The sequence below is a fragment of the Pedobacter sp. UYP24 genome (assembly GCF_054057295.1).
In genome coordinates this window covers 526,841-551,406 of the sequence record NZ_JBSRZD010000001.1, presented here as the reverse complement: position 1 = coordinate 551,406, position 24,566 = coordinate 526,841, and the positions used below count along the sequence as shown (strand labels likewise).

Here is a 24,566-nt window from a genome sequence, read left to right as displayed (position 1 = left end):
AGATATATTGATCATCAACATAGATCACCGACTCTTCTGTCGGGATGCAAAGTTACGCTTTTGCACATTATAATTCAGGTATTTTTTAAAAAAGGAGATAAGCCGCTTTAACAACAGTTGGAACGACTTTTGCAATAGCCAGTTTATGAAAAAATTACTTCCATTTGTTTTCGTCGCCACGCTAGCAATAGCCGGCTGTGCAACTGTACAGTCCATCATTAAATCTACCCTACCCTATACGGCTAATATTATAATTCCGGCATCAGGCAAAACCGGCACTACCATTTCAGCAAGCTCGTCTGCCACTAGTATAGACCAGGTTTTTGGCAATCAGAATGGGGCCAATTACATCAAAGAGGTGAGAATCGCCTCTGCAAAATTGACGGCCTATAACCCTGCAAACACTAGTCTTAGTATGTTCAAATCTGTTAAGTTATTTATCTCCAGTGGTAGCAGTGGTGAGGTTATGGTAGCCTCAAGAAATGATGTTCAAGCAAATATCGGTTCTGATCTGGTTTTGGATATCGACAACTCCCGCTTTCTGGATAATTATGTGAAAGGCAGCAGTATTAGTGTTAGAATGGAATATGTGCTTAGAAACAATACAACTGCTGATATCAGCATTAAAACATCCTTAAGTTTTACTTCTATTCCTAAAACCCAGTAATATTTATTGCTATTCTTTCCAGATTGAGCACAACCCTATTGCAGAAATCCGAAGGTTCGTTACTTTTGATTTATGATTGATGTGTTAAGGGATAGTTTCCAGCAATTGTTTCTTCAAACCAGTGCATTGGAATGGTGCGGTGTTTTTACAGGAATTCTATGTGTGTGGCTTGCCGCAAAAAACAACATATACAATTGGCCTATAGCCATTGTTAGTGTAGTCATCTACATCTTCATCTTTCTAGAATCCAAGCTATATGCAGATATGGGCCTGCAGGTTTATTTTCTGGCTACCAGTTGTTATGGCTGGTACTATTGGAGCAAGAACAGAAATAACCCAGAACTGTCCACCCCTATTAGTCAGATTACTCGAAAAGAAATCCTATTTTTCATTCTTGGTGTTTTTGCTTTTACCGGGATTATTGGACTCGTCTTACACAAACAAACCGATGCCTCATTTCCTTTTATCGACAGTTTTTGCACGGCATGCAGCGTAATTGCACTGATTTTCCTGGCGCGAAAAGTATTGCAAAACTGGCTCATCTGGATTTTTGTTGACATTATTTACGTCGGCGTTTACATCTCTAAAGATTTATATGCAACGGCCATCATGTACGCGCTCTATATTTACATTGCCACAATAGGATATTTAGACTGGAAAAAAATATACCGTGAACAGGGAAATTAAAAAAATAGCCATCGTTGGTCCGGAAAGCACCGGAAAGTCTACCATTGCACATGAACTCGCAAAGCATTACCATACCTTATGGGTACCAGAGTATGCACGCTATTATTGCGCTGCCTTAACTGAACCCTGTAATTTACAGGACGAGGTAAACATGTTCCACGGACAGTTGGCTCTTGAAGATGCTATTCTCGCTATTGCAGAAAAGCCACTCATCTTTTGCGACACCACCTTTATCACCGTTAAGATCTGGAGTGATGAGGTATTTGGTGAAACACCATCAATTGTATTGGATGCATTGCTGGTTTACCATTATGATCTTTACCTCCTTATGGATATAGATTTGCCATGGCAGGAAGATCCCCTAAGGGATTTCCCACATAAAAGACAGCATTTTTTAAACACCTGGCATCAGGAGTTAAAGGCTCTAAATGCCAATTATGTAGTCGTTAGGGGCATAAAAGATCGAACCAGCAATGCAATAGCTGCAGTAGAGCGGTTTTTAAAGACAACTTAATACAAAATATTATTTGGTTTAAAAATTTTATATACATTTGCCCCATCAAAAAGGGGTGCCTTGTTTTGTAAAAAACACAAAAACGGGCTGAGAACATACCCATTATATCTGTTAAAAGATATATGCACCTGATCCGGATAATGCCGGCGTAGGGATTGGAGTTATGGAGTTTAACTGGGCTGTAAGTACCCCTTACTTACAGTGGTTTAACTTAAAAATGTAAAACATTGAAAAAATTAATCTTAACACTTGCTGTGCTGATTGTGCCATTTTTAATTCATGCACAAAACAAATCTATTGTTAGCGTAAAAAGAGATACGCTCATCAAACTTGACGAGATCATTGTAAAGGCTACAAGGGCCGGAACTAAATCTGCCGCTACCTATAAAAACATCAGTAAAGCAGAATTAGAGGTAAACAATTTCGGACAGGATCTTCCTTTTCTTTTAAACAACACGCCAGGCGTGGTGATCACTTCTGATGCAGGTGCAGGTGTAGGCTATACCGGAATTAGAATTCGCGGTAGCGATGCCAGCAGGGTAAACGTAACCATAAATGGCATTCCTTACAACGATAGCGAAAGTCAGGGTACCTACTGGGTAGACATGCCCGACTTTGCTTCCTCTGTAGACAATATACAGATTCAGCGTGGTGTAGGCACATCCACTAATGGTGCAGGTGCTTTTGGCGGAAGCCTTAACATCCAAACTGCGTCATTTGCAGACAAGGCTTACGCAGAACTCAACAATACTTATGGCTCTTTCAATACCTTAAAAAACACGGTTAAGATAGGCACAGGGTTGATTGATAACAAGTGGAGTTTCGATGGGAGATTATCCCGCATCAAATCAGACGGTTTTATTGATCGGGCTGCTTCTGATCTAAGGTCATTTTTCCTATCAGGTGCTTACCACGGTAAAAAGGACTTATTTAGAGTAAACATCTTTTCAGGAACGGAAAAGACATACCAGGCTTGGAACGGCGTTCCTGAGTCGCGTTTAAATGGAGACCAGGCAGAAATGGAAGCCTATATCGCACGGAATTACCTGTCAGATGCAGACGCACAAAATTTACTGAATTCCAATAGCCGCACCTACAATTCATTTACTTACAAAGACCAGAACGACAATTACGCCCAAACACACTACCAGGCTTTATATGCCAGACAGTTAAATGAAAAGCTATCTTTAAATGGAGCTTTGCATTATACCGACGGGAAAGGATATTTTGAAGAATTTAAGTCGGACGATAAATTCAGTAAATATGGTCTGCCAAATGTAGTTATCGGTGCAACAACGATAAGCAAATCAGACCTGGTTCGCCGCAGATGGCTGGACAATGCTTTCTACGGTGCAACTTTTGCCTTGAATTATGCTGCAAAATCTAACCTGAGCTTTGTCTTTGGTGGCGCTTATAACCAGTATAATGGCAAGCATTACGGACAAGTAATCTGGGCTCAATATGCTTCTACCGGTGATAATTTCCGCCACTATTTTGATGGCAAAGGAGATAAAGCCGATTTCAATGTATATGGTAAAGTGAATTACGCTCCTGTAGAAAAACTAAGCTTGTTTGCGGACCTTCAGTACAGAAAAGTGGATTACAAGATTGGTGGCAATGATAAAAACCTGATACCATTGGATTTCAACAATAAGTATGATTTCTTTAATCCTAAGGTTGGTGCAACTTATACATTCAACGAACAAAGTAACCTGTATGCCTCATTCAGTGTAGCGAATAAAGAACCTAACCGTGATGACTTTACCAATATCAGGGCAGGTCTGCTACCAAAAGCGGAAAGGTTAAATGATGTGGAGTTGGGGTATCGTTATATGTATGGCGCGTTAAATGTTGGTGCAACCGCCTATGGAATGTTCTACAAAGACCAACTGATTTTTACCGGAGAGATCAATGATTTTGCTGACGCCTACCGTCAAAACGCGGCTAAAAGCTACCGGGCCGGTATTGAGTTAGAGGCTTCTTACGTCATCAATCCTAAATTTGCAGTTAATGCAAACGCCGCATTCAGTAAAAACAAGATTAAGGATTATGTGGATTATGTTTCAGAGTATGATGATAATGGTGACGTAGTGAACATCATAGCTACCAATTATGCCAATCCAGATATTTCATTCTCTCCGGCTTCTGTATTATTTGGAGAGCTGGTCTATAAACCTGCAAGCGGCCTTGCGCTGGCTATCCAAACAAAATATGTAAGCAAGCAGTTTATTGATAATACTCAAAATAGCAGCAGACAATTGGATGCCTACTGGGTTAACAATGCCAGGTTGGGGTATGACTTTAACTTTAAAGGGTTAAAAAATGTTAACATTGGTTTGCTGGTAAACAACATATTGGATAGGAAATACGAGAGCAATGGTTATACTTATAGCTATGCATATCAAAGTTCGGTTACTACAGAAAACTTTTATTTCCCGCAGGCAGGAACAAATTTCCTACTTTCGCTTAACCTCAAATTTTAAAACATGAAGAAGTTCATCGAGAAGCTCCATTTTATTACACATGATATTGAACAACATACGCACACCGAGCAGGCTAGGATTGCTTGTGAAGCAGGTGCTAAATGGATCCAGTACAGGTGTTTAACAAAGGGGGATGATGAACTGCTTAAAGATATCAATGTGATTGCTGATTTATGTGACGATTGGGGAGCTACCCTGATCGTTACAGATCACATCCAATTTAACGGAAAGGCCGATATTCAGGGCTTTCACATCGAAGATATGGATGCCAATTTCAGTTTACTAAAGTCGCAACTTGGGGAGGAAATAACGCTTGGCGGCTCCTCAAATACGGTAGAAGGATTACTCCACCTAGCAAAGCAGGGTGCAGATTATGCGGGCTTTGGCCCCTTTAAAACAACCACAACAAAACCCAATAATGCGCCACTATTGGGCATTAAAGGATATGCAGATGCGATGCTGATTTTAAAAGAAAAGCAAATTGATTTGCCAGTACTTGCGGTGGGCGGAGTTACTATTGATGATATCGATCAACTAATGGCCACAGGAATTTTCGGTATAGCAGCTTCATCAGCAATAAACCAAGCTGATAATATGAGAAATGCCTACCTTGATTTTTACGATAAAGTCATGTAAACTCTCTACATTTGTCTAAAATTTTATCCCTTTGGACAATACTGATCCCGCAGAACAACCCATCCCCTTTTATGCCGCGCTCCTTTACAGAGAATTTCGTTCCTACCTGGGTATGCGCTTTTTCTTCACTTTCGCTTACCAAATGCAGGCTGTTATTATCGGCTTTCACATCTACCACCTTACTCATGACCCACTGGCACTTGGCTTGGTAGGTCTTTGCGAAGCAATACCAGCGATTAGCATTGCTTTGTACGGCGGCTATATAGCAGATAAATCTGAAAAGAGAGGATTACTATTAAAAGTATTTACTGGTGTTTTTCTATGCTCACTGGTTATGTTCATCGCCACTACAAAACAAATGCATCAATACGTGCCGACAAGTTCAATTGTCCCTATCATGTACCTGATGGTTTTTGGAATTGGAATAGCACGGGGCTTTTTTAGTCCGGCAACCTTCTCCCTGATGGCGCAGATAGTCCCTAAAAAATTGTATCCAAATTCCAGTACATGGAACAGCTCTAGCTGGCAGGCAGCTTCTATTTTAGGCCCTATGACGGGTGGATTGCTCTATGCTTACGAGGGAATTACCGTTACTTATTTCGTAATCATCGTGTTTATCTCTATAGCACTGGTTTGTATTTTCTTTTTAAAACCACACCCGCCAACATTTATACCTGCACAGAGTATTGTTAAAAGTCTGACGGAGGGTGTCAAATTTGTCTTCAAAAGCAAAATGATGTTAGGTGCTATGAGTCTGGATCTGTTCTCTGTATTTTTTGGAGGCGCAGTAGCTTTATTGCCTGTATTTGCAAATGACATTCTTAAGGTAGGTTCAGAAGGATTGGGATTAATGCGTGCGGCGGCTTCTCTGGGTGCAGTATTAACCATGCTCACCATGACGGTATTTTCTCCTATGAACAAACCATGGAGAAACCTGCTGATAGCAATTGTCGGTTTTGGCAGCAGCATTATTTGCTATGGGCTTTCCAAAAGCTTTTACCTTACCCTGGTTTTCCTGTTTATGGAAGGTGCATTTGATAGCGTAAGCGTCATCATCAGATCAACCATTATGCAACTACTTACACCAGATGAGATGCGTGGCAGAGTATCGGCAGTAAACAGCATGTTTATTGGCTCATCTAATGAGATTGGGGCATTTGAATCAGGCCTTACTGCAAAACTAATGAGAACCGTGCCCGCAGTAGTCTTCGGAGGCAGCATGACCATCATTATAGCCGGCATCACCTATTTCAAAACAAAAGAACTAACAAAACTGAGTCTTCAGGAAATTAACGAACAAACTAATTCAGTTGGCTAACTAAACACTTTCGCGTTCACCAATTTGTTGTCTCCACATGGCATAGTATAAACCATTTTGGTTTACCAGCTCATCATGTGTTCCTTGTTCAATTACATTACCCTTTTCAAGTACATAGATTCTATCTGCATGGCGAATGGTGGATAACCTGTGCGCAATAAGAATAGTAATGTGATTGGCAATATCAGAAACATCACGTATAGTTGCAGTAATCTCTTCTTCAGTTAAAGAATCCAACGAAGAAGTCGCTTCATCAAATACCAAAATATCTGGATTACGCAGAAGTGCACGCGCAATAGACAATCGCTGCTTTTCTCCACCAGAAACCTTTACGCCACCTTCTCCAATAACGGTATCTAAACCTTTATCGGCCCTTGCCAGCAAATTCTGGCAGGCTGCCTGATTTAATACCCGAAGGCAATCTTCATCAGTAGCATTGGGCCGCACAAACTGGAGATTTTCTCTAATGGTTCCGGAGAACAATTGAGTGTCTTGCGTTACAAAGCCAATCTTTTCCCTTAGAATATCGAGGTCAAGATTTTTACTGACAATTCCGTTGTACCTGATCTCGCCAGATTTGGCATCATAAAGTCCAACCAATAATTTTACAAGTGTTGTTTTTCCAGAGCCTGAAGGACCCACAAAAGCGATGGTCTCCCCAATCCTGGTATTAAAGCTGATCCTGTTTAAGGCATTTGTAGAAGCAGACTGGTGTTTAAATCCAACCTCATCAAACTCCAATTGCGTAATCTGGTCAATCGGTACAGGATTATCTGGTTTCTTATCTTTCGGGATCGACATAATGCGCTCAAAATTACCAAGGGAAACCTCAGTCTCACGATATACGTTGATGATATTTCCAAGCTCCTGTAGCGGACCGAAAATAAAGAAGGAGTAGATAAATAAAGAGAAAAACTCCCCAACACTAATCCGGCCGGCAAAGATTAGGTACATCATCAAAAAGAGTAGACCGTTCCTCAATAAGTTTACAAAAGTTCCTTGTATAAAGCTCAAGCTTCTAATGTATTTCACTTTCTTTAACTCCAGCCCCAGGATCTTAATAGTTGTGGTATTTAACCTGCCAATCTCCTGCTTGGCTAAACCCAAACTTTTAACCAGTTCAATATTCCTTAAAGATTCAGTAGTAGAACCCGCCAATGCGGTGGTTTCGGCGACAATACTTTTCTGAACGGTTTTAATACGTTTGCTCAAAAAAGAGCTTAAAAATCCCAACAGCGGAATAAAAGAAAAATAAACTACAGCTATAACCCAGTAAACGTTTATGGCATATACCGTAACAAAAATAATCCCGATTACACTGGTAAACAAAACGTTTACTACTGCCTGCACTAACTTTTCAGTATCAGTTCTAACCTTTTGCAAAATACCAAGCGTTTCTCCGCTACGCTGATCTTCGAAAACCTGGTAAGGTAATTCAAGAGAATGCGCCAATCCATCAGAGTAGATTTGAGCACCTAACCTTTGGGTAATCACATTCACATAATAATCCTGAAAATTCTTAGCAATTCGGGATACCATCGCAGCGCCCATTGCCAAAAGGATCAGCACACCAGCACCCCTAATAAACTCCTGAGTGGTAAAATGTTTGTAATTGGTGACGTACTTATCGATGATCAGCCTAAATACATAAGGATCAAGAAAAGAAAAGATCTGGTTGACCGCTGCAAGAAACAACGCCAAAAATATAAGGCTCTTGTAATTCTTTAAATAGCTAAAAAGTAATTTCATTAAATATTAGTTGTCTGGTTAATCCTAAGAGGGTTATTTATCAAAAATAAACAAAGGGAATGACGCATTTGCTTCATTCCCTTTATATTACTTAAAAATTATAATGTAACCTAAACCGTCATTACATCTTTTTCTTTCACTTCGGCGTGCTTATCAACTTTAATGATATAGGCATCCGTTATTTTTTGAACTTCAGCTTCGCCAGTTTTGATTTCATCATCAGAAACGCTTTCGCCTTTCAGCTTTTTGATTTTTTCGTTGGCATCTTTACGGATGTTACGTACCGTTATACGGCCACGTTCTGCTTCTTCCTTTACCTTTTTAACCAGGTCTTTTCTTCTTTCCTCTGTTAAAGGCGGAACCATTAGTCTGATTACAATACCATCATTCTGTGGATTAATGCCAATATTGGCCTCCATAATTGCACGTTCAATTGGAACCAATAAAGACTTTTCCCAAGGCTGTACAAGCAGCGTGCGGGCATCAGGAGTATTTATACTTGCCACCTGGCTAAGCGCAGTTGCGCTCCCGTAATAGTCAACCATGATACCATCAAGCATTCCTGCAGAAGCTTTTCCTGCACGGATCTTTGTCAGTTCAGACTCGCAATGCAAAATTGCTCTGTCCATTGCTGCCTGGGCATCTTGTAATTGTTTGTTTATGAGGTCATTCATAATGAAATTTATCTAACTAATGTTCCTATTTTTTCTCCCTTAGCAATCTTCATAAAATTGCCGGCTTTGTTCATATCAAACACAATAATCGGAAGTTTGTTCTCTTCACAAAGGGTGAATGCAGTCATGTCCATTACATTCAGGCTTTTAGCATAAACCTCTTTAAAAGAGATTTCATCATACTTTGTCGCTGCAGGATCTTTCTCCGGGTCTGCAGTATAAATACCATCAACACGTGTTCCTTTTAATACCACATCAGCCTTAATTTCTATGGCGCGAAGCGCAGCTGCAGAATCAGTTGTGAAATAAGGATTACCTGTTCCTGCGCCAAAAATAACGATACGCCCTTTTTCTAAGTGTCTAACCGCTCTTCTACGAATAAAAGGCTCACAAATCTGTTCCATTTTAATGGCAGTAAGCAACCTTGTTTTCAAGCCTACTTTCTCCAATGCATCCTGAAGCGCCATGCTGTTGATGACCGTAGCAAGCATACCCATGTAATCAGCCTGTGCCCTTTCCATTCCCGATTTCTCTGCGCTAAGACCTCTAAAAATATTACCACCTCCAATTACAAGAGCGATCTCAAGACCTTCGTCGTGAACAGCTTTAATGTCTTCGGCGTACTTTCTTACAACCTCGTTATCAATTCCGTATTGCTTGTCGCCCATTAGCGATTCGCCACTTAACTTTAGCAGGATCCTTTTATACTTCATGGCCTCAAAAATAGCTATTTAATTTCTGATGCCCAAATGTTCAACCCCCGCAACATAAACTTTCAGTAATCTTAAATCTTCATCTAAAAACACCAGGTTTGCGAAACTCCCCGCAAACAAACTGCCGTTTTGCGTGTTCAATCCCATTAATTTTGCTGGATTGTAAGTTGCCATCCGCAATGCAGCAGAAAGAGGTATGTCACAATGATGCACACAATTCTGCACCGCCTGTACCAAAGTGATGTTTGAGCCGGATAGCGTACCGCCGGGCGTTATAAATTTATCACCCGAAAGCTGATGCTGATACGGCCCGATATGACATGGCGTAACCGCATCTGTAATTAGAAAAAGCCTATCGCCCATGAGCTTATAGCTCAGCTTAACCATTTCAAAATCTACATGGCATCCATCTGCAATGATGCTGGCCATTGCAGTAGGGTGGTTCAGTACCGCTGAGGGTAAATTTGGCGACCGGTGATGTATAGAGGGCATGGCATTAAATAGGTGTGTAGTGGTGGTAAAGCCTTTTTGATATGCGCTATTGGCCTGTTCAAATGTAGCATCACTATGCCCCAGCGAAAGGACAATATCCTGATCAGCCAGATAGGCCAGTACATGATCATCTTGCAATTCAGCGGCTATAGTCATCATTTTAACTACACCATCCGCATCCTCAACCAATCTTTTTACCTCATCAATCGTTGCTTTCTTTATATATTTTTCGATGTGTGCACCCAACCGTTTGGGATTAAGATAAGGCCCTTCTAAATGAAGTCCTAAAAAACCAACAGCATCTTTTCGGTATTCCTTTGCCGCTTCGATAGATTGCGCGACAACTTCAGGAGCATTAGTAGCCACACAGGCTAAAAACCCAGTAGTACCTTTGCTAAGCAGTTCCTGATCCATTTGTTTGAGGGTATCGGCAGTAGGATATGCAGAGAACAAATCCCCTCCAGATCCATAAATCTGAAGGTCTATAAAGCCCGGACTAACATAACAACCTTTCGCATCAACAATGGTATAATGAGCAGGGATGGAATCACTACTAACAGCGGTGATCTTACCGTTAGCTATTAAAATAGAATGATCGGTTAACAACAAATCATCTTTAAATATTTTACAATTGGTTATTGCCAGCATAGGGCAAATATAAAAAAAACGCCTCCGTTTCGGGAGGCGTTTTTCCTATAACATTCAATTGGTAATTAAGATCCTAATTGTACGCGTTTGAATGAAGTAACGGTTAAACCTTTAGCCGTATCGTCTAAGAACTTACGAACGTCTTTTGAAGAATCTTTAACAAATTCCTGATTTAACAAAGTACTGTCTTTGTAGAATTTATTCAATTTACCAGCAGCAATTTTCTCTACCATTGCTTCAGGCTTACCTTCAGCGCGGATTACTTCTTTAGCGATTTCAGTTTCACGCTCGATTGTAGTCGCATCAACGTCACCTTTATCTAAAGCAACAGGGTTCATTGCAGCAATTTGCATTGCAACATCTTTACCAGCTTCTTCAACACCGTCAAAAGTTTGGTTCAAACCAACCAACACACCTAAACGGTAGTTACCGTGGATGTAAGGAACAACTTTCTCGCCAGATACAGTCTCGAATTTAGAGATACCGATCTTTTCGCCAATTTTACCAGTGTTTTCAATAATGATATCAGAAACTTTCTGACCATCAACTTCTAAAGATAAAAGTTCTTCTAAAGTAGCAGGGTTTTTATCAATCGCAAGGTCAGTGAATTTGTTAGCTAAGGCAATGAAATCAGCATTTTTTGCAACGAAATCAGTCTCACAGTTTAATTCAACAACAACACCACGTTTGCCATCAGCAGTAGCTTTAGCAATAACAACACCTTCGTTAGAATCACGATCCTGACGGGAAGCTGCTACTTTAGCGCCTTTTTTACGTAAATAATCAACGGCTGCATCAAAATCTCCGTTTGCTTCTACTAATGCTTTTTTGCAATCCATCATACCGGCACCGGTTTGTTGGCGTAATTTATTTACATCTGCAGCAGTAATTTGTACTGACATTTTAGTTCTTTTTAAGTTATGATTTAAAAATTATGGGTTGTACAGTATTGTTGTAAGTAAACCCTGCAACGCACCATACAACCCAAATTATATTATTTTAAGCTTCTTCGCTAGTACCTTCTTCGGTATCAGCCTCAACTTTTTTCCTTCTTGAACCAGGAGCAGCAGCTTCCGGAGCATCAGCAGCAGCTTTAGCAGCTACAGCTTCTTTTTCAGTTTCTTCGTCTTTCTCACGTTTGCGCTCATCTAAACCTTCTTCAATTGCTTTGATAATTACATCACAAATTAAAGAGATAGATTTAGTAGCATCATCATTCGCAGGAATTGGGAAATCGATGTTTGAAGGATCAGAGTTGGTATCAACCATTGCAAAAGTTGGAATGTTTAATTTCAACGCTTCGCTAACAGCAATGTGCTCTTTTTTAACGTCAATTAAAAAGATAGCAGCTGGTAAACGGTTAAGATCCGCGATACCACCTAATAAACTTTCCAATTTGATACGCTCACGTTGGATCATTAAACGCTCCTTTTTAGAAAGGATTGAATAAGTACCATCTTTAGTCATCTTATCGATGGTAACCATCTTTTTGATCGACTTGCGTACTGTAGCAAAGTTGGTTAACATACCACCTAACCAACGTTCAGTTACGAAAGGCATGTTTACTTTTTTTGCTTGCTCAGCAACAATTTCTTTAGCTTGTTTCTTCGTAGCCACAAATAAGATCTTGCGACCAGATTTTACGATTTGTTTAATCGCAGAAGCGGCTTCTTCAGTTTTAGTTAAAGTTTTATTTAAATCTATAATGTGGATACCATTGCGTTCCATAAAAATATATGGTGCCATTTTTGGGTTCCATTTACGGGTAAGGTGACCAAAGTGTACACCTGCATCCAATAAGTCTTGATATGTAGTTCTTGCCATTGTTTTGTCTCCTTAAGATTAACGTTTACTGAATTGGAATTTCTTACGTGCTTTCTTGCGTCCTGGTTTCTTACGCTCAACCATACGCATATCACGGGTCATTAACCCTTTAGCGCGCAATGCTGGTTTTTTCTCAGCATCTAATTCAACAATAGCTTTTGCAATAGCCAAACGAACTGCTTCGGCCTGACCTTTTACACCACCACCTGCTACATTTACCTTAACATCATACTGACCAACCAATTCAGATACTGTGAATGATTGATTAACGATGTATTGTAGTGGCAAGGTTGGGAAATATTCTTTGTGATCTTTACCGTTAACGGTAATGATGCCGCTGCCGTCCTTTAAATAGATACGAGCAACAGCAGTCTTTCTTCTTCCTGAAGTATTAGTAACTGACATTTCTTCTTTAATTAAAGTGTAATGGTTTTTGGTGATTGTGCTGCATGAGGATGTTCTGTACCTGCATAAACATAAAGGTTGGTGTATAATTTAGCACCAAGTTTAGTTTTAGGTAACATACCACGTACCGCTTTTTCGATAACACGTTTTGGATGTTTCGCCATTAACTCTTTAGGAGAAATGAAACGCTGACCACCTGGGTAACCCGTGTAAGAAGTATAGATCTTCTCTGCGAATTTGTTTCCGGTCAACTTAATCTTGTCTGCATTGATAACGATCACATTATCGCCGCAGTCTACGTGTGGGGTGTACTCAGGCTTGTTTTTACCACGGATGATCATTGCGATCTTCGATGACAAGCGCCCCAAAATCTCGCCTTGTGCGTCAACAACAACCCACTGTTTGTTAACAGTTTTTGCATTGGCAGAGACAGTTTTGTAACTTAACGTATTCACTTGCTTGTATTTAATTTGTTAAACAATTATTTATTCCCCCTAATTTTAGGGACTGCAAAGATAGCGTAATATCTTTAATTGTCAAACACTTGATGAAAAAAAGTGAATACGCAGAAAAATTACTTTCCTTGCTTAACTTCTTCTATTAGACGTTTTGCCTGTGCATTCCAATCCTTTTCCAAAAGGTCAAAATTGGTATACCCATCTGAGAGATTAAAAATCAACAGCAATATGTAACTTTTCTTTAGATTTCAAGATCGGTGGGCATTAATTTCCTTAAATCCACCACTAGCAAATTCTTAGGCCAGTTTGTCTGCAACGGCTCTACCGGGTTGTCGCTTATTTTTAGATATTTGTGGCGTTAATTTCCCTGCCAGATAAATGTTATTTACATCGCGCTTAGAAAAGTGGGATATGCAGGGTAAAAAATACCGTCTCTGTATCAACACTGCACCAACTCAATACCATCTCAACACCAACACGATTTGGCTAGAAGTTGTTTAAAGGCTGATTCCCATTTATAGTCATCATGCTAATGTTTTAACTCCATATAGGAGTGTTGTGCAACACCTGTAAATAAGGGAATATTTATTCTGTCTTTGTGTTGGGGCTAAAATAAGAAAGTGAACAAAAGAACACTGCATTTCTTTTGCAGGAGGATTTAGGGAAAAAATAGAGGAATTGCCCTTTTGAAAGCTCACGAAAAAAACGGATTAGGAAAAAAATCAGGTTGCGTGCGGATGTTATAACGTAAATTAGTATATTAGCCTTTAAAATACATATTTAGTTATAACATGAAAACAAATATTATAAATATAGGAAACAGTCAGGGAATAATACTTCCCTCAGTACTTTTGAGGCAATTAAAACTAAGTAATAAATCTACTGTCGAACTTGAAATTAATAATGGAAGCATTGTTATTAAGCCTGAACCACGTCAGGGATGGGCAGAAGCGGCAAAAATGATGAACATTGCTGGAGATGATAGTCTTCTTTTAGCTGATTTTCCAAATGAATTTGAAAAAGATGAATGGACATGGTGAAAATTCATCAATATGAGGTTTTTTGGATTTCTTTAGATCCTTCTCAAGGAAGTGAAATGGCAAAAACAAGACCATGCGTAGTCGTAAGCCCTGATGAAATGAATGAATTTTTACGGACATTGATCATTATACCTATTACATCTACTATTAAAAACTATCCTTGGCGCATATCCTGCGTTATTTCCAATAAGCATGCGTCAATTGCTACAGATCAAATGAAAGTAGTAGACAGAGCTCGTATTGGGTCAAAAATAGGGAAGCTATCTAAAAGTGAAATAGGTCTTTTAAAAGATGCTTTACATAAAATGTTAATCGATTAATTCTTTGTAAATCTTAATGCCATTAAATCACTTACTAATACAAGGCCTTTGATTTCTGAGACTTTCTTTTTAACTGGATATTCTGGTGTATATAAATAACAGGATTAGTAATTATAAAGCTGTAATAGATTTCACTTAGAAAGAGATAACGCTAAAACCACCTCTCTTTTAAACCTTTCAAAATTTGGATTAATAGATGGGGGGTAAGATTTATATCTTACGACTCCCGTCTTGTCTAGTATGAAAAACTGTCCAACGTCATTTGAACTATAATTGTCTGCAACCTGAAAATAGCAATTCCTACTGAAATAGCGATCATAATGATACTTATCAAATAACACTGGATAGGAGTATGAGCGACTTTTAAGCCATTTCTTAACAAAGGATACCCTTGCCTCCTGACTGGATTTCTCCTCATTATAAATACTTGCTGTTACATCAATTCCCAGGCAAACAATGTCTTTCGTGTCTTTGTATTCAAAAGCGAGTCGATCAAAATAACTATTCAAAGAGTCTACCAGTTCGGGATTATCCTTGTTTGTATTAAAAAAATATAGCATTACAGTTTTCCCCTTTAAAGAAGAGAGTGTGACATTTTTACCATAAATATCCGGCAATGAGAAATTGATGCTTTTAAAATTGATGATTCTATTTATCGGTAATGCATACTGTTGATTTGCTATGCCTAATAGCTCACTATAGTATTTTTGAAATCCATTTGATGTATTGTTAATTGCTTCAAAAGATTCCAGCATAAAAGTCTTTATTTGCTCCGATGTTTGGTCACTTTTCACATATCCAGCTCCCAAATCCAATGCTCTTTGGTATTGCATATTTTCCACTAGGAATTTTAACATGTGGGTCTTAATTATCGGATCAAAATCATTGAGTTCTAGTGCAATTTCTGATTGGCGAATGGCCTGCTCTATTTTTCCTTCTCTATGTAATAATTCTGCATATACATCTGTTAGACTTCCTTTATTTTTCTTTAGCTTTTCTTCCCAATCTTTTTTGTCGAAAATATGCTCGTTGAGCATTTGCTTTTCAAATGATGCCAATTTGATGGTTTGTTCAGCAAAAGAACACGCTAACGGAAGGTTACTGTCATTTTTAGCCAAAACACCTACAAGTCTAACATAGGTTTCCTTTAAGATAAATTTTGACCTAATCTTTTTAATGAAGGTATCCGCCCTATAAAAATCATCTTTCGTGATAAAATATACAGCCAATTCCGAGTATATCTTATCGAAATCTTCCGTACCCAACCGACTTTCAAATTTCGTTTCTAAAGAATGCTTATAATTCTGATAAGTATCTATTTTCTCTTTTAGAGCGGGAGAATTAATCTTTCTATGTGCATAATCGGTTTGTGCAGCAGATGTAGCACTAATGAATGTCATCAAGCAAAAAATAAACTCTATTCTATTATTGAATAAACTAAGCATAACGTCTTGGCGATTAAAAGCAAAAGAATAAAATGGATTCAGGAAAACCTATTTATACCAATTTAAGGTAATAAATTTAGACAAGATTTGTGACAAATAATGAATTGAAATATTTTAGAATGCGTTTCAATAAATTAGGCTTACCACTGATAGCGTTGACAAAATGAATAGCCCGTCAAAAACATATTGATCTTTTCCAACAATAATTCTGCTATCCAAACTTGGAAATGCCGATAAATATGCTGGATTATAACCTTTTAAAAGGTTCAATTTTTCTGTAGGTTCTACATAGTCGTTCCCACGATAAACACCCTTGGCTTGATCCGAGCCTGTGGCATTCTGTATATTCATTTTTTGCGTTGAAAAATCAGCAACAGGTAAATTTGCTTCGACTGCAAAGTCAGTCACATAAACTTTGTAGCCTCCTGCTAAGGAAATCTTAAGATAATTTCCAATTGAGGAATACTGAAGCTGGTCTATCACGAAATTTGACTCCAAGTTTGCCTTGACTACCGCTTTATTCAATCCTAAAAAGATTGTTTTTTTATTTAGTTTTTTCAGAATTTGATTTGCAACATATCTATTTATACCATTTAGCTGATCCCGGGAAAATTTTTGATCTAAAGGTGTGAGTTTTAATACTGAATTGTTATGTGACAAATCTTCAACGCATCTGGAAATTAAATCTTGGTTCAGCTTAGAGATTCGCAGGTCTTTCTGACTCTCAGCCCATTTTCTGATATCAACATATGCTAAAGAGTCTGGGGTATTGTCGTCGCTCCATTTTGCACTTAATTTTTGCCCATTTGAGGCATCAACCGGATAAATGTAAGCTGATAAAAAATAAGACGGTGGTATAGTGTTTGAAGACGCGACTCCAAAAAGGTTCACCATTTCTAGTGGGTGATTAATGTTATATGTTTTTACCCATTGTAGAAATGCCTTAAACTCCAGATTTTTATATTGATAATCGGAAGTAAAAATATTACTGACAAGCGTATCCAATTCAGATGTATCGCGAGCAGAAGAAGATATTAAATAAGCATTTAACGGGCGGATTTGCCAATCATCAACGGGCAATGTGATATTTCTAAATTGCCTTTTACTAATCAAATAAGCCGAAAAAGAGAAATTGATTTTTTTGGTTTCTTTTGAGAACATCCCCACATCACCAATTCCCAAAAGCTTGACCGAGTTTAAGTTTTTAAAATCCGATAGCTTTTCAAATTTGGGTATAGCTTCGTTGATGCTCAAAGACGATATCGCTTGGATCTTTTGACTACGAACCTGGCTAAACAGGAAAAGGAATAGGAATATGATTGAAAGCTTTTTCATTTGGATTATTTAACTAAGCTGCTTTATTTATTTGGGAAAATGTTATCAAATACCACCAACGCATCTAATGAGCCTTCAAAGGAAGGTAAGAACAAATGAGCTCCGTACGCATCAATCACATTTGTAGCATTTCCAACTTTCATTTTGTTAAGGTCCTGACTAAAAAAAATACCATTTGAGATGCCATAATTTTTTAGAATTTGACTTGCTGCACTAAAAGGGTCACTTTTAATTTTTAAGTTTATATAAATCGGAACCTCCCATGTTTGTTTTTTAACTACCTCTGCAGACGCAAGAGTTGAAAAGTCCGTTGCAATGACATAATACTTTCCTTTAAAAAATTGATTCAAATAAGTTCCCATATATTTCCACTGTGTTCGAATTACATGTGCATTGTGTGCTGATACAATGGTTTTTTCTTTTCCACTAAGAAAAAGGACGTTTTCAGCCAAAAGACTATCTCTATGTAAATTTGATACATTTGAATTCTTAGTTGTATCTACGGCCCTATTCTTAAGATAGTTCACCCCACCGACTGCATTTTTAATGTAGTATTGTAACCATTTAAAACTTTGTATACTTAAATGTGCTTTAAGCGCTAGTTGATTATCGCCAAACCAACGTTGAATTAAAAAAATTTTATCCGCATCAGAGATATTCGCATTCAATTTATATATGATGCTCTGACTTTTTTTGACATCAAATGGTATAATATAATTATTGAGGATAAAGTCTATTGCGCCTTTTTCTGTGCCTATCTCAAAACCCATAACTTCTACCATATCTTTTGGGTACTGCAGGTTATAATCCTTTATCCACTTAAATAAATCCAAATAACCAGATGTACCAGCCTGAGTGAACATGCCTTTTCTTACCCAACTAGAAATGTATGTAGTATCAGTTCTACCTGAGTTGTTCAAATAGTTTCTTATCGTTCTTAACCCCATAAGATCAGATTGCTCGAACAAAATTTTTCGAAATCCCTTTTTTTTTATTAAATATTTGATCATTGCAGTTTTATAGGCAATCGGGCCATAGTTACCATGGCTCACTTCACCTAGTGCTATTATCTGAACCGAATCAGGGATTTTTTGTTCAAAGACTGAACTTACATAACTGGCTGCTGTATCTGCTTCCGGCAGGCCCAATGCGAAGGTAGGAAGTCTTTGCTGAGCCTGACTTGATGAAATGTTATGCACCAGACTAAGGAGAAAGATTATTAATGTTATTATAGGTACATTTTTTTGCATATAAAATTTACAACGGGTTGATTTATGAGATGGTAGATATATTTTTCACAGGCCGTCGGTAAGGCATAATACTTTTTAAACAAATAGAGCCCTCGGATAAACGATCATGTTATTAATTTACCACTATCTATGTAATGTATATAACGACCAAAATTCTGTTGGAAAAGTAAGGCCTAAATATTTTGTCGTCATGGGCCAAACATAGTTGTCGATATTTTTTCCCTTTATAAAGATTCTTCCCCTTTCGGAGTCAACCATAATATTGACATTTCGATAACTCGCACCATTCACTCTAATTCTATAAAGAAATTGCTTCGTATCATCATCGAAATCCCGGATTAGGTTTAAAGGGAATGTCAACTCATAAGTGTAGAATAAATTTTTGTCAAACTTTGCTTTAACTTTAATATCCTCATTATCATATACGAATATTAAACTATCATTGGCTGATTTCGATCCAGCAACACCAATAAGTTTAAATTTTGTATCTATCTGCTTATTACTAATGTTCACAAACGAGTCAACCGTAGACGGTTTCGACTTGATGTATTTTTTTATTTCGTTAATGTCTTGCACATTTATCATCCAATTAGAATAACTTTTCGTGTAGCTGGGAAACGTTATTTCAAAATTTCCTGTGTCGGTCTTCAAATGAGAAGTGCTTATCATCAGACTGATTCCTCCGTAGATAATTTTTTGGATAGTTTCTATATTCTGAGCCTGCACAATTAGATAAAACTTATCTTTATCGTTCGAGAGTGTGTAGAAGATCTCAGCCTTAGGATTATATGCCTGAAAGGTATTTTGCCATTCTTTTGACTTTCCATCAATTTTTAAATTTACTGGGATACCTAAAGGTTTCATCTGAACTTTAGGTAATTTCTGGGGAAAAACCTGAAGGTGTAAGACAAGAAGAGAGAAACAAATAAACTTTGATTTTACATTTTTCATATCTAATTTTTTATTAAAATAAACTTTGTATTAACGTCTAGTTTGATGGAAATATTTAATAACATGTCTATTTTTAAAGATCAAATCCACCTCGCAGTTAAAACGTGTTCAGTTGATATCATGAAAACAAGTATTATAAATATAGGAAACAGTCAGGGAATAATACTTCCCTCTATACTTTTGAGGCAATTAAAGCTAACCAATAAATCTACTGTAGAACTTGAAATTAATAATGAAAACATTTTTATTAAGCCTGAACCACGTCAGGGATGGGCAGAAGCGGCAAAAATGATGAACGCCGCTGGAGATGATAATCTTCTTTTAGCTGATTTTCCCAATGAATTTGAAAAAGATGAATGGACATGGTAAAAATTCATCAACATGAGTTTTTTGGATTTCTTCGTAACTGGCTCATGCGATGATCATAATATTGCAGTAGATCAAAAAACTTGTTAATTAAAACTTGATAAATGAAAAATATAATATTATTCTTTACTTTAATTATTTTAAGCATTAGTTGCACAGCGCAACGTATTACATTATTAGATTCAGTGACTTTACAGCTGCCTAAAACAATGTTGAAAGTTTCTCGAGAAAACATCCCAAAGCTCGCTGCGGAAAGATTTGGTAAGACGAAATACATAATACGAAATATACTGTATAACCCAGGAAAGGTATATACCGTTGATGACATCGTCGTATTCATAAACTCAGCTAAAATGCCAAAAGAAAAAGGCAAGCTAAAAGTCCTAAAATTAGGGTTTGATGATAATAACGAAAACAACAAAAATTATTCATCAAAAATTGAAACCATCGATGGTAAGGACGTTGCGATAATTAATGAAATTACAGAAGGTTTGAATGTCTTTCGCTTTGTGACTGTAAATCCAGCCGAAGATTTTTGTATTATAGGTTTTGTTCAATATAACCCAAAAGACTATTCTAAAGCCAAAGTCGTGTTAGAAGATATAATTAAAGGCCTAAAATATAAATAATAAAGGCACGTGGTGGGTTTAGCTAACGTTCGCTGGCGTGTTTGGCTCTTCCTGTAGCATTTTAAATATTTACATACTGCCCGAGTGACGGTCCTTTAACCCACACTCATACATTATCCCTTATTTCTGATGGTTGACCATATTTTAATTACTATCCATGCAAAACCTATAGCTAAAATCAAATCATATACTAAATTTAGCACTATGAAAGAGACCCTTGTTCCGGTGCCGGAAGAACCCACATAGCTTACTTTTTCCAAGTAAGGAAATGGAAATCCTGCTTCAATAAATGAAAATTGGTTCCATATAAAAGGAAGTAGGGACAGCAGCAGAAACGATAAAATAAATACCGGAAAGAATTTCATATAAGAACCAGCGTATAAAAATTACTGCTTAGGAACTCTCTTTACAGACATCAATTTTTGTATAACCGCTTCCAGCTTAGCCGGATCTTTAGCATATTTTTCAAGATCAATAATCTCTACTTTTCTGAAATCTATAGGGTGACTTTCGCTTTGCAATGAAATAGAACCTCCCTTTAACAATTCGCCTTCTTCCTCATTTCCTTTAGAATCTTTTTGAGGACGCTGATAACGCAAAACTTCTACACCATTGATGTAGTGAACCACCAAAGAATCACCCAAGACTAATACTTCAGCACGTACCCATTGGTTGCCATTAAACGTGTCCGAATTAGAATCTACACAATGTGTTTTAATCACTTTACCATTCTTTACAAACTGTGTACCCGGCGTGCAAATATTGGCAGTTGATCGTCTATTACCATCTCCATTTCCTCCTAGTAGTTGTACTTCAATTGAATTTGGAAAATCCTGATCCTTCTTCATTTCTGTAGGAAGCTGCCCGTGGATCATGATCCCGCTGTTGCGTAAGGCCCAACCTTCGCCACCCTTAACCTGATCACCAACAAAACGATATTCTACTCCAATTAAATAATGAGAGAAAGGCTTTTTATAGAAAAGATGACCATACTGCTTATCGAAATCAGTATACTGATCGTATCTAACTTCAATTTTACCATCTTCTACCCTAAATGTATTTCCAAAATTGTCATTCAAATCGTGTTTCCTGATCTTCACATCCCACCCTTTAAGGTCCTTTCCATCAAACATCTGTTTCCATTTAGGAGTAGATACCATAGGTGATTTAAAAGTGTAACCCAAAAACATCAGTGGTAAAACTGCAATTGCAGCAATCCTTATTACAGGAGATTTTATATTTAGTTTCATTTTCGTGTGTGTATTTCGGATTGAATTTACAACAATAATTAGGCAATAGCAATATTGAGCAGTAAATTTCAAGAATACATTGGCTCAGAAATACGCCAAAGCGTAGTAATAAACCTAAGAGCTTTCTTACTTATTTGATGTTGTGCGGAGAATAAGTGTTTTAAACTCCGCAAATTTGCGGAGAAAAATAAATATATTTACCGCATAATTGCCAAAACCATGTATATCCATCAATTAAAAGACTGGCCTTCTTTCACTTGGGACACAGAAGCGTTACAGATCCGTTTAGGTGAAGTAAGACATCGGCAGGGACGTATATTGGGGTTAATGAGTTCCGCCGGTTTTAAAATGCAGGAGAATGCAGTGTTAGATACCCTGACATTAGACGTTACCACATCCAGTGAGATAGAAGACGTGAAGCTTAACACCAACCAAGTAAGATCTTCGATAGCACGCAGGCTGGGAATAGAAATAGCTGGAGCAGTACCTACCGATCGAAATGTAGACGGAGTGGTGGAAATGATGTTAGATGCAACCATGAGGTATGCTGATGATTTGACCGCAGACCGATTATACGATTGGCACGCTGCTTTATTCCCAACCGCAAGAAGCGGTATGCATAAAATCACAGTAGCAGCCTGGCGTACCCAAGAAGCTGGCCCAATGCAAGTTGTTTCAGGAGCTATGGGAAAAGAGAAGGTGCATTTTGAAGCGCCCGAAGCGGAAAAATTACCCCTTGAGATGGATATATTTTTAAAATGGTTTAACGCTGAACTTACTACAGATGCGGTATTGAAAGCAGCAATAGCACATTTATGGTTTGTTACTATCCATCCATTTGATGATGTCAATGGTCGTATAACCCGAGCTATTACTGATATGCAACTTGCTCGCGCAGACGGAACATCCCAACGTTTTTACAGCATGTCAGCACAAGTATTAATGGAAAAGGCTACCTACTATGAGATGCTGGAAAAAGCACAAAAAAGTGATCTGGATATCACCAGTTGGTTGAGCTGGTTCTTGGATTGCTTATTTCACGCTATGGACCACACGGAAGAGACTTTAGCTGCAATTTTAAACAGAACTCATTTTTGGGAGAAGAACCGGGACGTTTCATTAAATAACCGCCAGCAATATATGGTTAGCAAATTGCTTGATGAATTTCACGGAAAGTTAACCAGTACAAAATGGTCGAAGATGACAAAAAGTTCTCCCGATACTGCATTAAGGGATATACAAGATCTTATAGAAAAGGGCATATTGGAAAAAGAAACAGGCGGTGGTCGAAACACAGCATATAGTTTGATAGCTTAAAAATAAATTATGAGAAGGACTCAATTACTTGTTTTAGCAATTTTTGGATTAGTAAGCCAAATTGCAGTAGGTCAAAAGCTATCTGGCAAATTTGCCGAACTGAGAACAGAAGGCACACAATCTCTTACATTTTCCAATGGCACTTTTAAGCACAGCGGATCTGTAGAGGGGCAAGAATATTTCGGACAAGGTAAGTATACTGTTCATAAAGGGATTCTTACTTTAAAATACCAGAGAATAATGACTGGGCGAGATTCATCAAATTATTCATTAGTGTATAGGGCAGGTGCGTTATCAAAAACTATAGTTTCATTTAAAATGGTAGATGAGAGTAACGCTGTACTTAAAGGCACACTAACCCTTAGGGATAGGGAAGGAGATCCTATAGCAATTTTTGAGTCAGCAAAGGACGGTACTGGAACAATTTGGTTGGCACACCACAGTTCTATAGGGTATATCAGTTTGGAAAATCGGGATTCTAATTCCATAATTATTGATGTGTCTCGTATGAGGGGTGCCCACTATGATTTGATTGCAACTATGGTTCAAACGACCACCTATTACATAGAACCTAAGATTGTTAAGTATAAGATCTTAAAGCGCACAAATGAGCAACTGTTTTTGAAATCAGATGATGACGGTTCTTTAAGCCTTTTCAAAGAAAAGTAGTTGCTTTTCGGTCGTTCAGTTAAGGCTTGGCCTTGCTTGTGAGTTTCAAATTAAAGAGTTGTCTATCAATTGGAATTAATGATTGCTATATTGCACTTGCAATTAGACCCTTTATGAAATTATCATTAATTCTGATTTTATTCCTTTTATATTTTAACAATTGTTCCGCTCAAATAACTCAAGATGATCCTGTAGCGGAAAGAATCATTTTCCGGAAACAGTTAGATCAGCAAAAAATAACTTACAATGTTCCAGATGGATACGAACAATTATACCGACCACATAATGCGATGATTGGCCCAATATTACTCTCTGGCTCTCGACACCAGTTAAGAGCGTTAAAGGATAGCATCTTTATTTATTTTAGTATTGACGTGGTTGATACAACTATGGCGTATTTTAACATAATGAAAAAGTTCGGTTTCATTCATAATACAAATGAAAATTATCTGAAAACAAGGAGCGATACTTTAAAATATCCGATTACTAGAAACTCATTAATGGTAACCCGAAAAAAATACAATGCTGATGTTTCTGGTTATTATGACTTGCCACTAGAGGGGCGGTATATTAATCAATATGGAAAATGCAGGGTTGCTTTTATTCATAAAGAAAACAGAGCTGATATCACTTTGTACTTCTTTTATACTCCCGCTAGTGCTGCTTCTGTAGAGAAACACATGAAAAAAGTTTTGAAGAAAATAGAGTTCACTGGATAAGAATTAC

At 37.7% G+C, this 24,566-nt stretch carries 26 protein-coding genes; 13 read left to right on the top strand and 13 right to left on the bottom strand.

Annotation, left to right across the window (positions count from 1 at the left end; all coding sequences use genetic code 11):
* Positions 1 to 145: 145 nt before the first annotated feature.
* From ACVWYN_RS02510 to ACVWYN_RS02485, 6 genes are all read left to right on the top strand, one after another.
* Positions 146 to 667: a hypothetical protein gene (locus ACVWYN_RS02510; protein WP_457287241.1), complete on the top strand. Its 522-nt coding sequence runs from the start codon at positions 146 to 148 to the stop codon at positions 665 to 667.
* A gap of 72 nt (positions 668 to 739) precedes the next feature.
* A complete protein-coding gene (gene pnuC / locus ACVWYN_RS02505) occupies positions 740 to 1,354 on the top strand; it encodes a nicotinamide riboside transporter PnuC (RefSeq protein WP_457287240.1) in 615 nt (204 codons plus the stop codon).
* On the top strand, positions 1,338 to 1,868 hold the full coding sequence (locus ACVWYN_RS02500) for an AAA family ATPase (protein WP_457287239.1): 531 nt from the start codon (positions 1,338 to 1,340) through the stop codon (positions 1,866 to 1,868). The genes pnuC and ACVWYN_RS02500 overlap by 17 nt, the downstream gene beginning before the upstream one ends.
* Before the next feature lie 227 nt (positions 1,869 to 2,095).
* Complete coding sequence (locus ACVWYN_RS02495) at positions 2,096 to 4,351, top strand: TonB-dependent receptor (protein ID WP_457287238.1); 2,256 nt, start codon at positions 2,096 to 2,098, stop codon at positions 4,349 to 4,351.
* Positions 4,352 to 4,354: 3 nt separating this feature from the next.
* Entirely contained in the window at positions 4,355 to 4,987 is a 633-nt protein-coding gene (locus ACVWYN_RS02490) for a thiamine phosphate synthase (protein ID WP_457287237.1), read from the top strand.
* Between the two features lie 31 nt (positions 4,988 to 5,018).
* Positions 5,019 to 6,305, top strand: a complete 1,287-nt coding sequence (locus ACVWYN_RS02485) for an MFS transporter (RefSeq protein ID WP_457287236.1) — start codon at positions 5,019 to 5,021, stop codon at positions 6,303 to 6,305.
* On the opposite strand, the gene ACVWYN_RS02480 is transcribed toward ACVWYN_RS02485, so the two are convergent.
* The 8 genes from ACVWYN_RS02480 to rplM all read right to left on the bottom strand — a co-directional run bounded on the left by ACVWYN_RS02480 (position 6,306) and on the right by rplM (position 13,265).
* Positions 6,306 to 8,054, bottom strand: coding sequence for an ABC transporter ATP-binding protein (locus tag ACVWYN_RS02480; RefSeq protein WP_457287235.1), 1,749 nt, complete (start codon positions 8,052 to 8,054; stop codon positions 6,306 to 6,308).
* Positions 8,055 to 8,164: 110 nt separating this feature from the next.
* Positions 8,165 to 8,728, bottom strand: a complete 564-nt coding sequence (gene frr, locus ACVWYN_RS02475) for a ribosome recycling factor (RefSeq protein ID WP_457287234.1) — start codon at positions 8,726 to 8,728, stop codon at positions 8,165 to 8,167.
* Between the two features lie 8 nt (positions 8,729 to 8,736).
* On the bottom strand, positions 8,737 to 9,441 hold the full coding sequence (pyrH, locus tag ACVWYN_RS02470) for a UMP kinase (protein ID WP_457287233.1): 705 nt from the start codon (positions 9,439 to 9,441) through the stop codon (positions 8,737 to 8,739).
* An 18-nt stretch (positions 9,442 to 9,459) separates the two neighbouring features.
* Positions 9,460 to 10,581, bottom strand: coding sequence for an N-acetylglucosamine-6-phosphate deacetylase (nagA, locus tag ACVWYN_RS02465; RefSeq protein ID WP_457287232.1), 1,122 nt, complete (start codon positions 10,579 to 10,581; stop codon positions 9,460 to 9,462).
* A gap of 65 nt (positions 10,582 to 10,646) precedes the next feature.
* Positions 10,647 to 11,483 carry a translation elongation factor Ts gene (tsf, locus tag ACVWYN_RS02460; protein WP_457287231.1) on the bottom strand — a complete coding sequence of 279 codons (837 nt, stop codon included), beginning with the start codon at positions 11,481 to 11,483 and terminating at the stop codon, positions 10,647 to 10,649.
* 97 nt (positions 11,484 to 11,580) lie between these two features.
* Positions 11,581 to 12,405, bottom strand: a complete 825-nt coding sequence (rpsB, locus tag ACVWYN_RS02455; protein ID WP_457287230.1) for a 30S ribosomal protein S2 — start codon at positions 12,403 to 12,405, stop codon at positions 11,581 to 11,583.
* A gap of 18 nt (positions 12,406 to 12,423) precedes the next feature.
* Positions 12,424 to 12,810, bottom strand: coding sequence for a 30S ribosomal protein S9 (gene rpsI / locus ACVWYN_RS02450; protein ID WP_457287229.1), 387 nt, complete (start codon positions 12,808 to 12,810; stop codon positions 12,424 to 12,426).
* Positions 12,811 to 12,821: 11 nt separating this feature from the next.
* The gene (gene rplM, locus ACVWYN_RS02445) at positions 12,822 to 13,265 is read right to left on the bottom strand and encodes a 50S ribosomal protein L13 (protein WP_410882455.1); all 444 of its coding nucleotides are present in this window, start codon (positions 13,263 to 13,265) and stop codon (positions 12,822 to 12,824) included.
* Positions 13,266 to 14,059: 794 nt separating this feature from the next.
* Here rplM and ACVWYN_RS02440 point away from each other — a divergent pair.
* Both ACVWYN_RS02440 and ACVWYN_RS02435 read left to right on the top strand, forming a co-directional pair.
* Positions 14,060 to 14,308 (top strand): AbrB/MazE/SpoVT family DNA-binding domain-containing protein, encoded by a 249-nt coding sequence (locus ACVWYN_RS02440; RefSeq protein ID WP_457287228.1) that lies wholly within the window; start codon positions 14,060 to 14,062, stop codon positions 14,306 to 14,308.
* A complete protein-coding gene (locus tag ACVWYN_RS02435; protein ID WP_457287227.1) occupies positions 14,302 to 14,628 on the top strand; it encodes a type II toxin-antitoxin system PemK/MazF family toxin in 327 nt (108 codons plus the stop codon). Before ACVWYN_RS02440 ends, ACVWYN_RS02435 begins: the two co-directional genes overlap by 7 nt.
* A 131-nt stretch (positions 14,629 to 14,759) precedes the next feature.
* Here the strand turns inward: ACVWYN_RS02435 and ACVWYN_RS02430 are convergent, their stop codons facing one another.
* The 4 genes from ACVWYN_RS02430 to ACVWYN_RS02415 form a co-directional block, all read right to left on the bottom strand.
* Complete coding sequence (locus ACVWYN_RS02430) at positions 14,760 to 16,028, bottom strand: peroxiredoxin family protein (protein WP_457287226.1); 1,269 nt, start codon at positions 16,026 to 16,028, stop codon at positions 14,760 to 14,762.
* A gap of 171 nt (positions 16,029 to 16,199) precedes the next feature.
* Positions 16,200 to 17,255: a hypothetical protein gene (locus tag ACVWYN_RS02425; protein ID WP_457287225.1), complete on the bottom strand. Its 1,056-nt coding sequence runs from the start codon at positions 17,253 to 17,255 to the stop codon at positions 16,200 to 16,202.
* 176 nt (positions 17,256 to 17,431) lie between these two features.
* Positions 17,432 to 18,658 carry an erythromycin esterase family protein gene (locus tag ACVWYN_RS02420; protein ID WP_457287224.1) on the bottom strand — a complete coding sequence of 409 codons (1,227 nt, stop codon included), beginning with the start codon at positions 18,656 to 18,658 and terminating at the stop codon, positions 17,432 to 17,434.
* A 123-nt stretch (positions 18,659 to 18,781) separates the two neighbouring features.
* Positions 18,782 to 19,609: a hypothetical protein gene (locus tag ACVWYN_RS02415; protein WP_457287223.1), complete on the bottom strand. Its 828-nt coding sequence runs from the start codon at positions 19,607 to 19,609 to the stop codon at positions 18,782 to 18,784.
* Positions 19,610 to 19,729: 120 nt separating this feature from the next.
* Here ACVWYN_RS02415 and ACVWYN_RS02410 point away from each other — a divergent pair, with 120 nt between their 5' ends.
* Positions 19,730 to 19,978: an AbrB/MazE/SpoVT family DNA-binding domain-containing protein gene (locus ACVWYN_RS02410; protein WP_457287222.1), complete on the top strand. Its 249-nt coding sequence runs from the start codon at positions 19,730 to 19,732 to the stop codon at positions 19,976 to 19,978.
* 101 nt (positions 19,979 to 20,079) lie between these two features.
* On the top strand, positions 20,080 to 20,604 hold the full coding sequence (locus tag ACVWYN_RS02405; RefSeq protein ID WP_457287221.1) for a hypothetical protein: 525 nt from the start codon (positions 20,080 to 20,082) through the stop codon (positions 20,602 to 20,604).
* A gap of 386 nt (positions 20,605 to 20,990) precedes the next feature.
* On the opposite strand, the gene ACVWYN_RS02400 is transcribed toward ACVWYN_RS02405, so the two are convergent.
* Entirely contained in the window at positions 20,991 to 21,854 is an 864-nt protein-coding gene (locus ACVWYN_RS02400) for a 3-keto-disaccharide hydrolase (RefSeq protein WP_457287220.1), read from the bottom strand.
* Positions 21,855 to 22,073: 219 nt separating this feature from the next.
* Here ACVWYN_RS02400 and ACVWYN_RS02395 point away from each other — a divergent pair, with 219 nt between their 5' ends.
* The 3 genes from ACVWYN_RS02395 (at position 22,074) to ACVWYN_RS02385 (ending at position 24,559) form a co-directional block, all read left to right on the top strand.
* Complete coding sequence (locus ACVWYN_RS02395) at positions 22,074 to 23,171, top strand: Fic family protein (protein WP_457287219.1); 1,098 nt, start codon at positions 22,074 to 22,076, stop codon at positions 23,169 to 23,171.
* 9 nt (positions 23,172 to 23,180) lie between these two features.
* Positions 23,181 to 23,840 carry a hypothetical protein gene (locus tag ACVWYN_RS02390; RefSeq protein ID WP_457287218.1) on the top strand — a complete coding sequence of 220 codons (660 nt, stop codon included), beginning with the start codon at positions 23,181 to 23,183 and terminating at the stop codon, positions 23,838 to 23,840.
* Positions 23,841 to 23,953: 113 nt separating this feature from the next.
* Positions 23,954 to 24,559 carry a hypothetical protein gene (locus tag ACVWYN_RS02385; protein ID WP_457287217.1) on the top strand — a complete coding sequence of 202 codons (606 nt, stop codon included), beginning with the start codon at positions 23,954 to 23,956 and terminating at the stop codon, positions 24,557 to 24,559.
* Positions 24,560 to 24,566 lie beyond the last annotated feature (7 nt).

Bases quoted from the DNA above. Each gene is read 5' to 3' on its own strand.
- ACVWYN_RS02510 (WP_457287241.1), top strand. From the start codon at position 146: ATGAAAAAATTACTTCCATTTGTTTTCGTCGCCACGCTAGCAATAGCC.
- pnuC (WP_457287240.1), top strand. From the start codon at position 740: ATGATTGATGTGTTAAGGGATAGTTTCCAGCAATTGTTTCTTCAAACC.
- ACVWYN_RS02490 (WP_457287237.1), top strand. From the start codon at position 4,355: ATGAAGAAGTTCATCGAGAAGCTCCATTTTATTACACATGATATTGAA.
- ACVWYN_RS02480 (WP_457287235.1), bottom strand. From the start codon at position 8,054: ATGAAATTACTTTTTAGCTATTTAAAGAATTACAAGAGCCTTATATTT.
- frr (WP_457287234.1), bottom strand. From the start codon at position 8,728: ATGAATGACCTCATAAACAAACAATTACAAGATGCCCAGGCAGCAATG.
- pyrH (WP_457287233.1), bottom strand. From the start codon at position 9,441: ATGAAGTATAAAAGGATCCTGCTAAAGTTAAGTGGCGAATCGCTAATG.
- nagA (WP_457287232.1), bottom strand. From the start codon at position 10,581: ATGCTGGCAATAACCAATTGTAAAATATTTAAAGATGATTTGTTGTTA.
- tsf (WP_457287231.1), bottom strand. From the start codon at position 11,483: ATGTCAGTACAAATTACTGCTGCAGATGTAAATAAATTACGCCAACAA.
- rpsB (WP_457287230.1), bottom strand. From the start codon at position 12,405: ATGGCAAGAACTACATATCAAGACTTATTGGATGCAGGTGTACACTTT.
- rpsI (WP_457287229.1), bottom strand. From the start codon at position 12,810: ATGTCAGTTACTAATACTTCAGGAAGAAGAAAGACTGCTGTTGCTCGT.
- ACVWYN_RS02440 (WP_457287228.1), top strand. From the start codon at position 14,060: ATGAAAACAAATATTATAAATATAGGAAACAGTCAGGGAATAATACTT.
- ACVWYN_RS02435 (WP_457287227.1), top strand. From the start codon at position 14,302: ATGGTGAAAATTCATCAATATGAGGTTTTTTGGATTTCTTTAGATCCT.
- ACVWYN_RS02430 (WP_457287226.1), bottom strand. From the start codon at position 16,028: ATGACATTCATTAGTGCTACATCTGCTGCACAAACCGATTATGCACAT.
- ACVWYN_RS02420 (WP_457287224.1), bottom strand. From the start codon at position 18,658: ATGCAAAAAAATGTACCTATAATAACATTAATAATCTTTCTCCTTAGT.
- ACVWYN_RS02415 (WP_457287223.1), bottom strand. From the start codon at position 19,609: ATGAAAAATGTAAAATCAAAGTTTATTTGTTTCTCTCTTCTTGTCTTA.
- ACVWYN_RS02410 (WP_457287222.1), top strand. From the start codon at position 19,730: ATGAAAACAAGTATTATAAATATAGGAAACAGTCAGGGAATAATACTT.
- ACVWYN_RS02405 (WP_457287221.1), top strand. From the start codon at position 20,080: ATGAAAAATATAATATTATTCTTTACTTTAATTATTTTAAGCATTAGT.
- ACVWYN_RS02400 (WP_457287220.1), bottom strand. From the start codon at position 21,854: ATGAAACTAAATATAAAATCTCCTGTAATAAGGATTGCTGCAATTGCA.
- ACVWYN_RS02395 (WP_457287219.1), top strand. From the start codon at position 22,074: ATGTATATCCATCAATTAAAAGACTGGCCTTCTTTCACTTGGGACACA.
- ACVWYN_RS02390 (WP_457287218.1), top strand. From the start codon at position 23,181: ATGAGAAGGACTCAATTACTTGTTTTAGCAATTTTTGGATTAGTAAGC.
- ACVWYN_RS02385 (WP_457287217.1), top strand. From the start codon at position 23,954: ATGAAATTATCATTAATTCTGATTTTATTCCTTTTATATTTTAACAAT.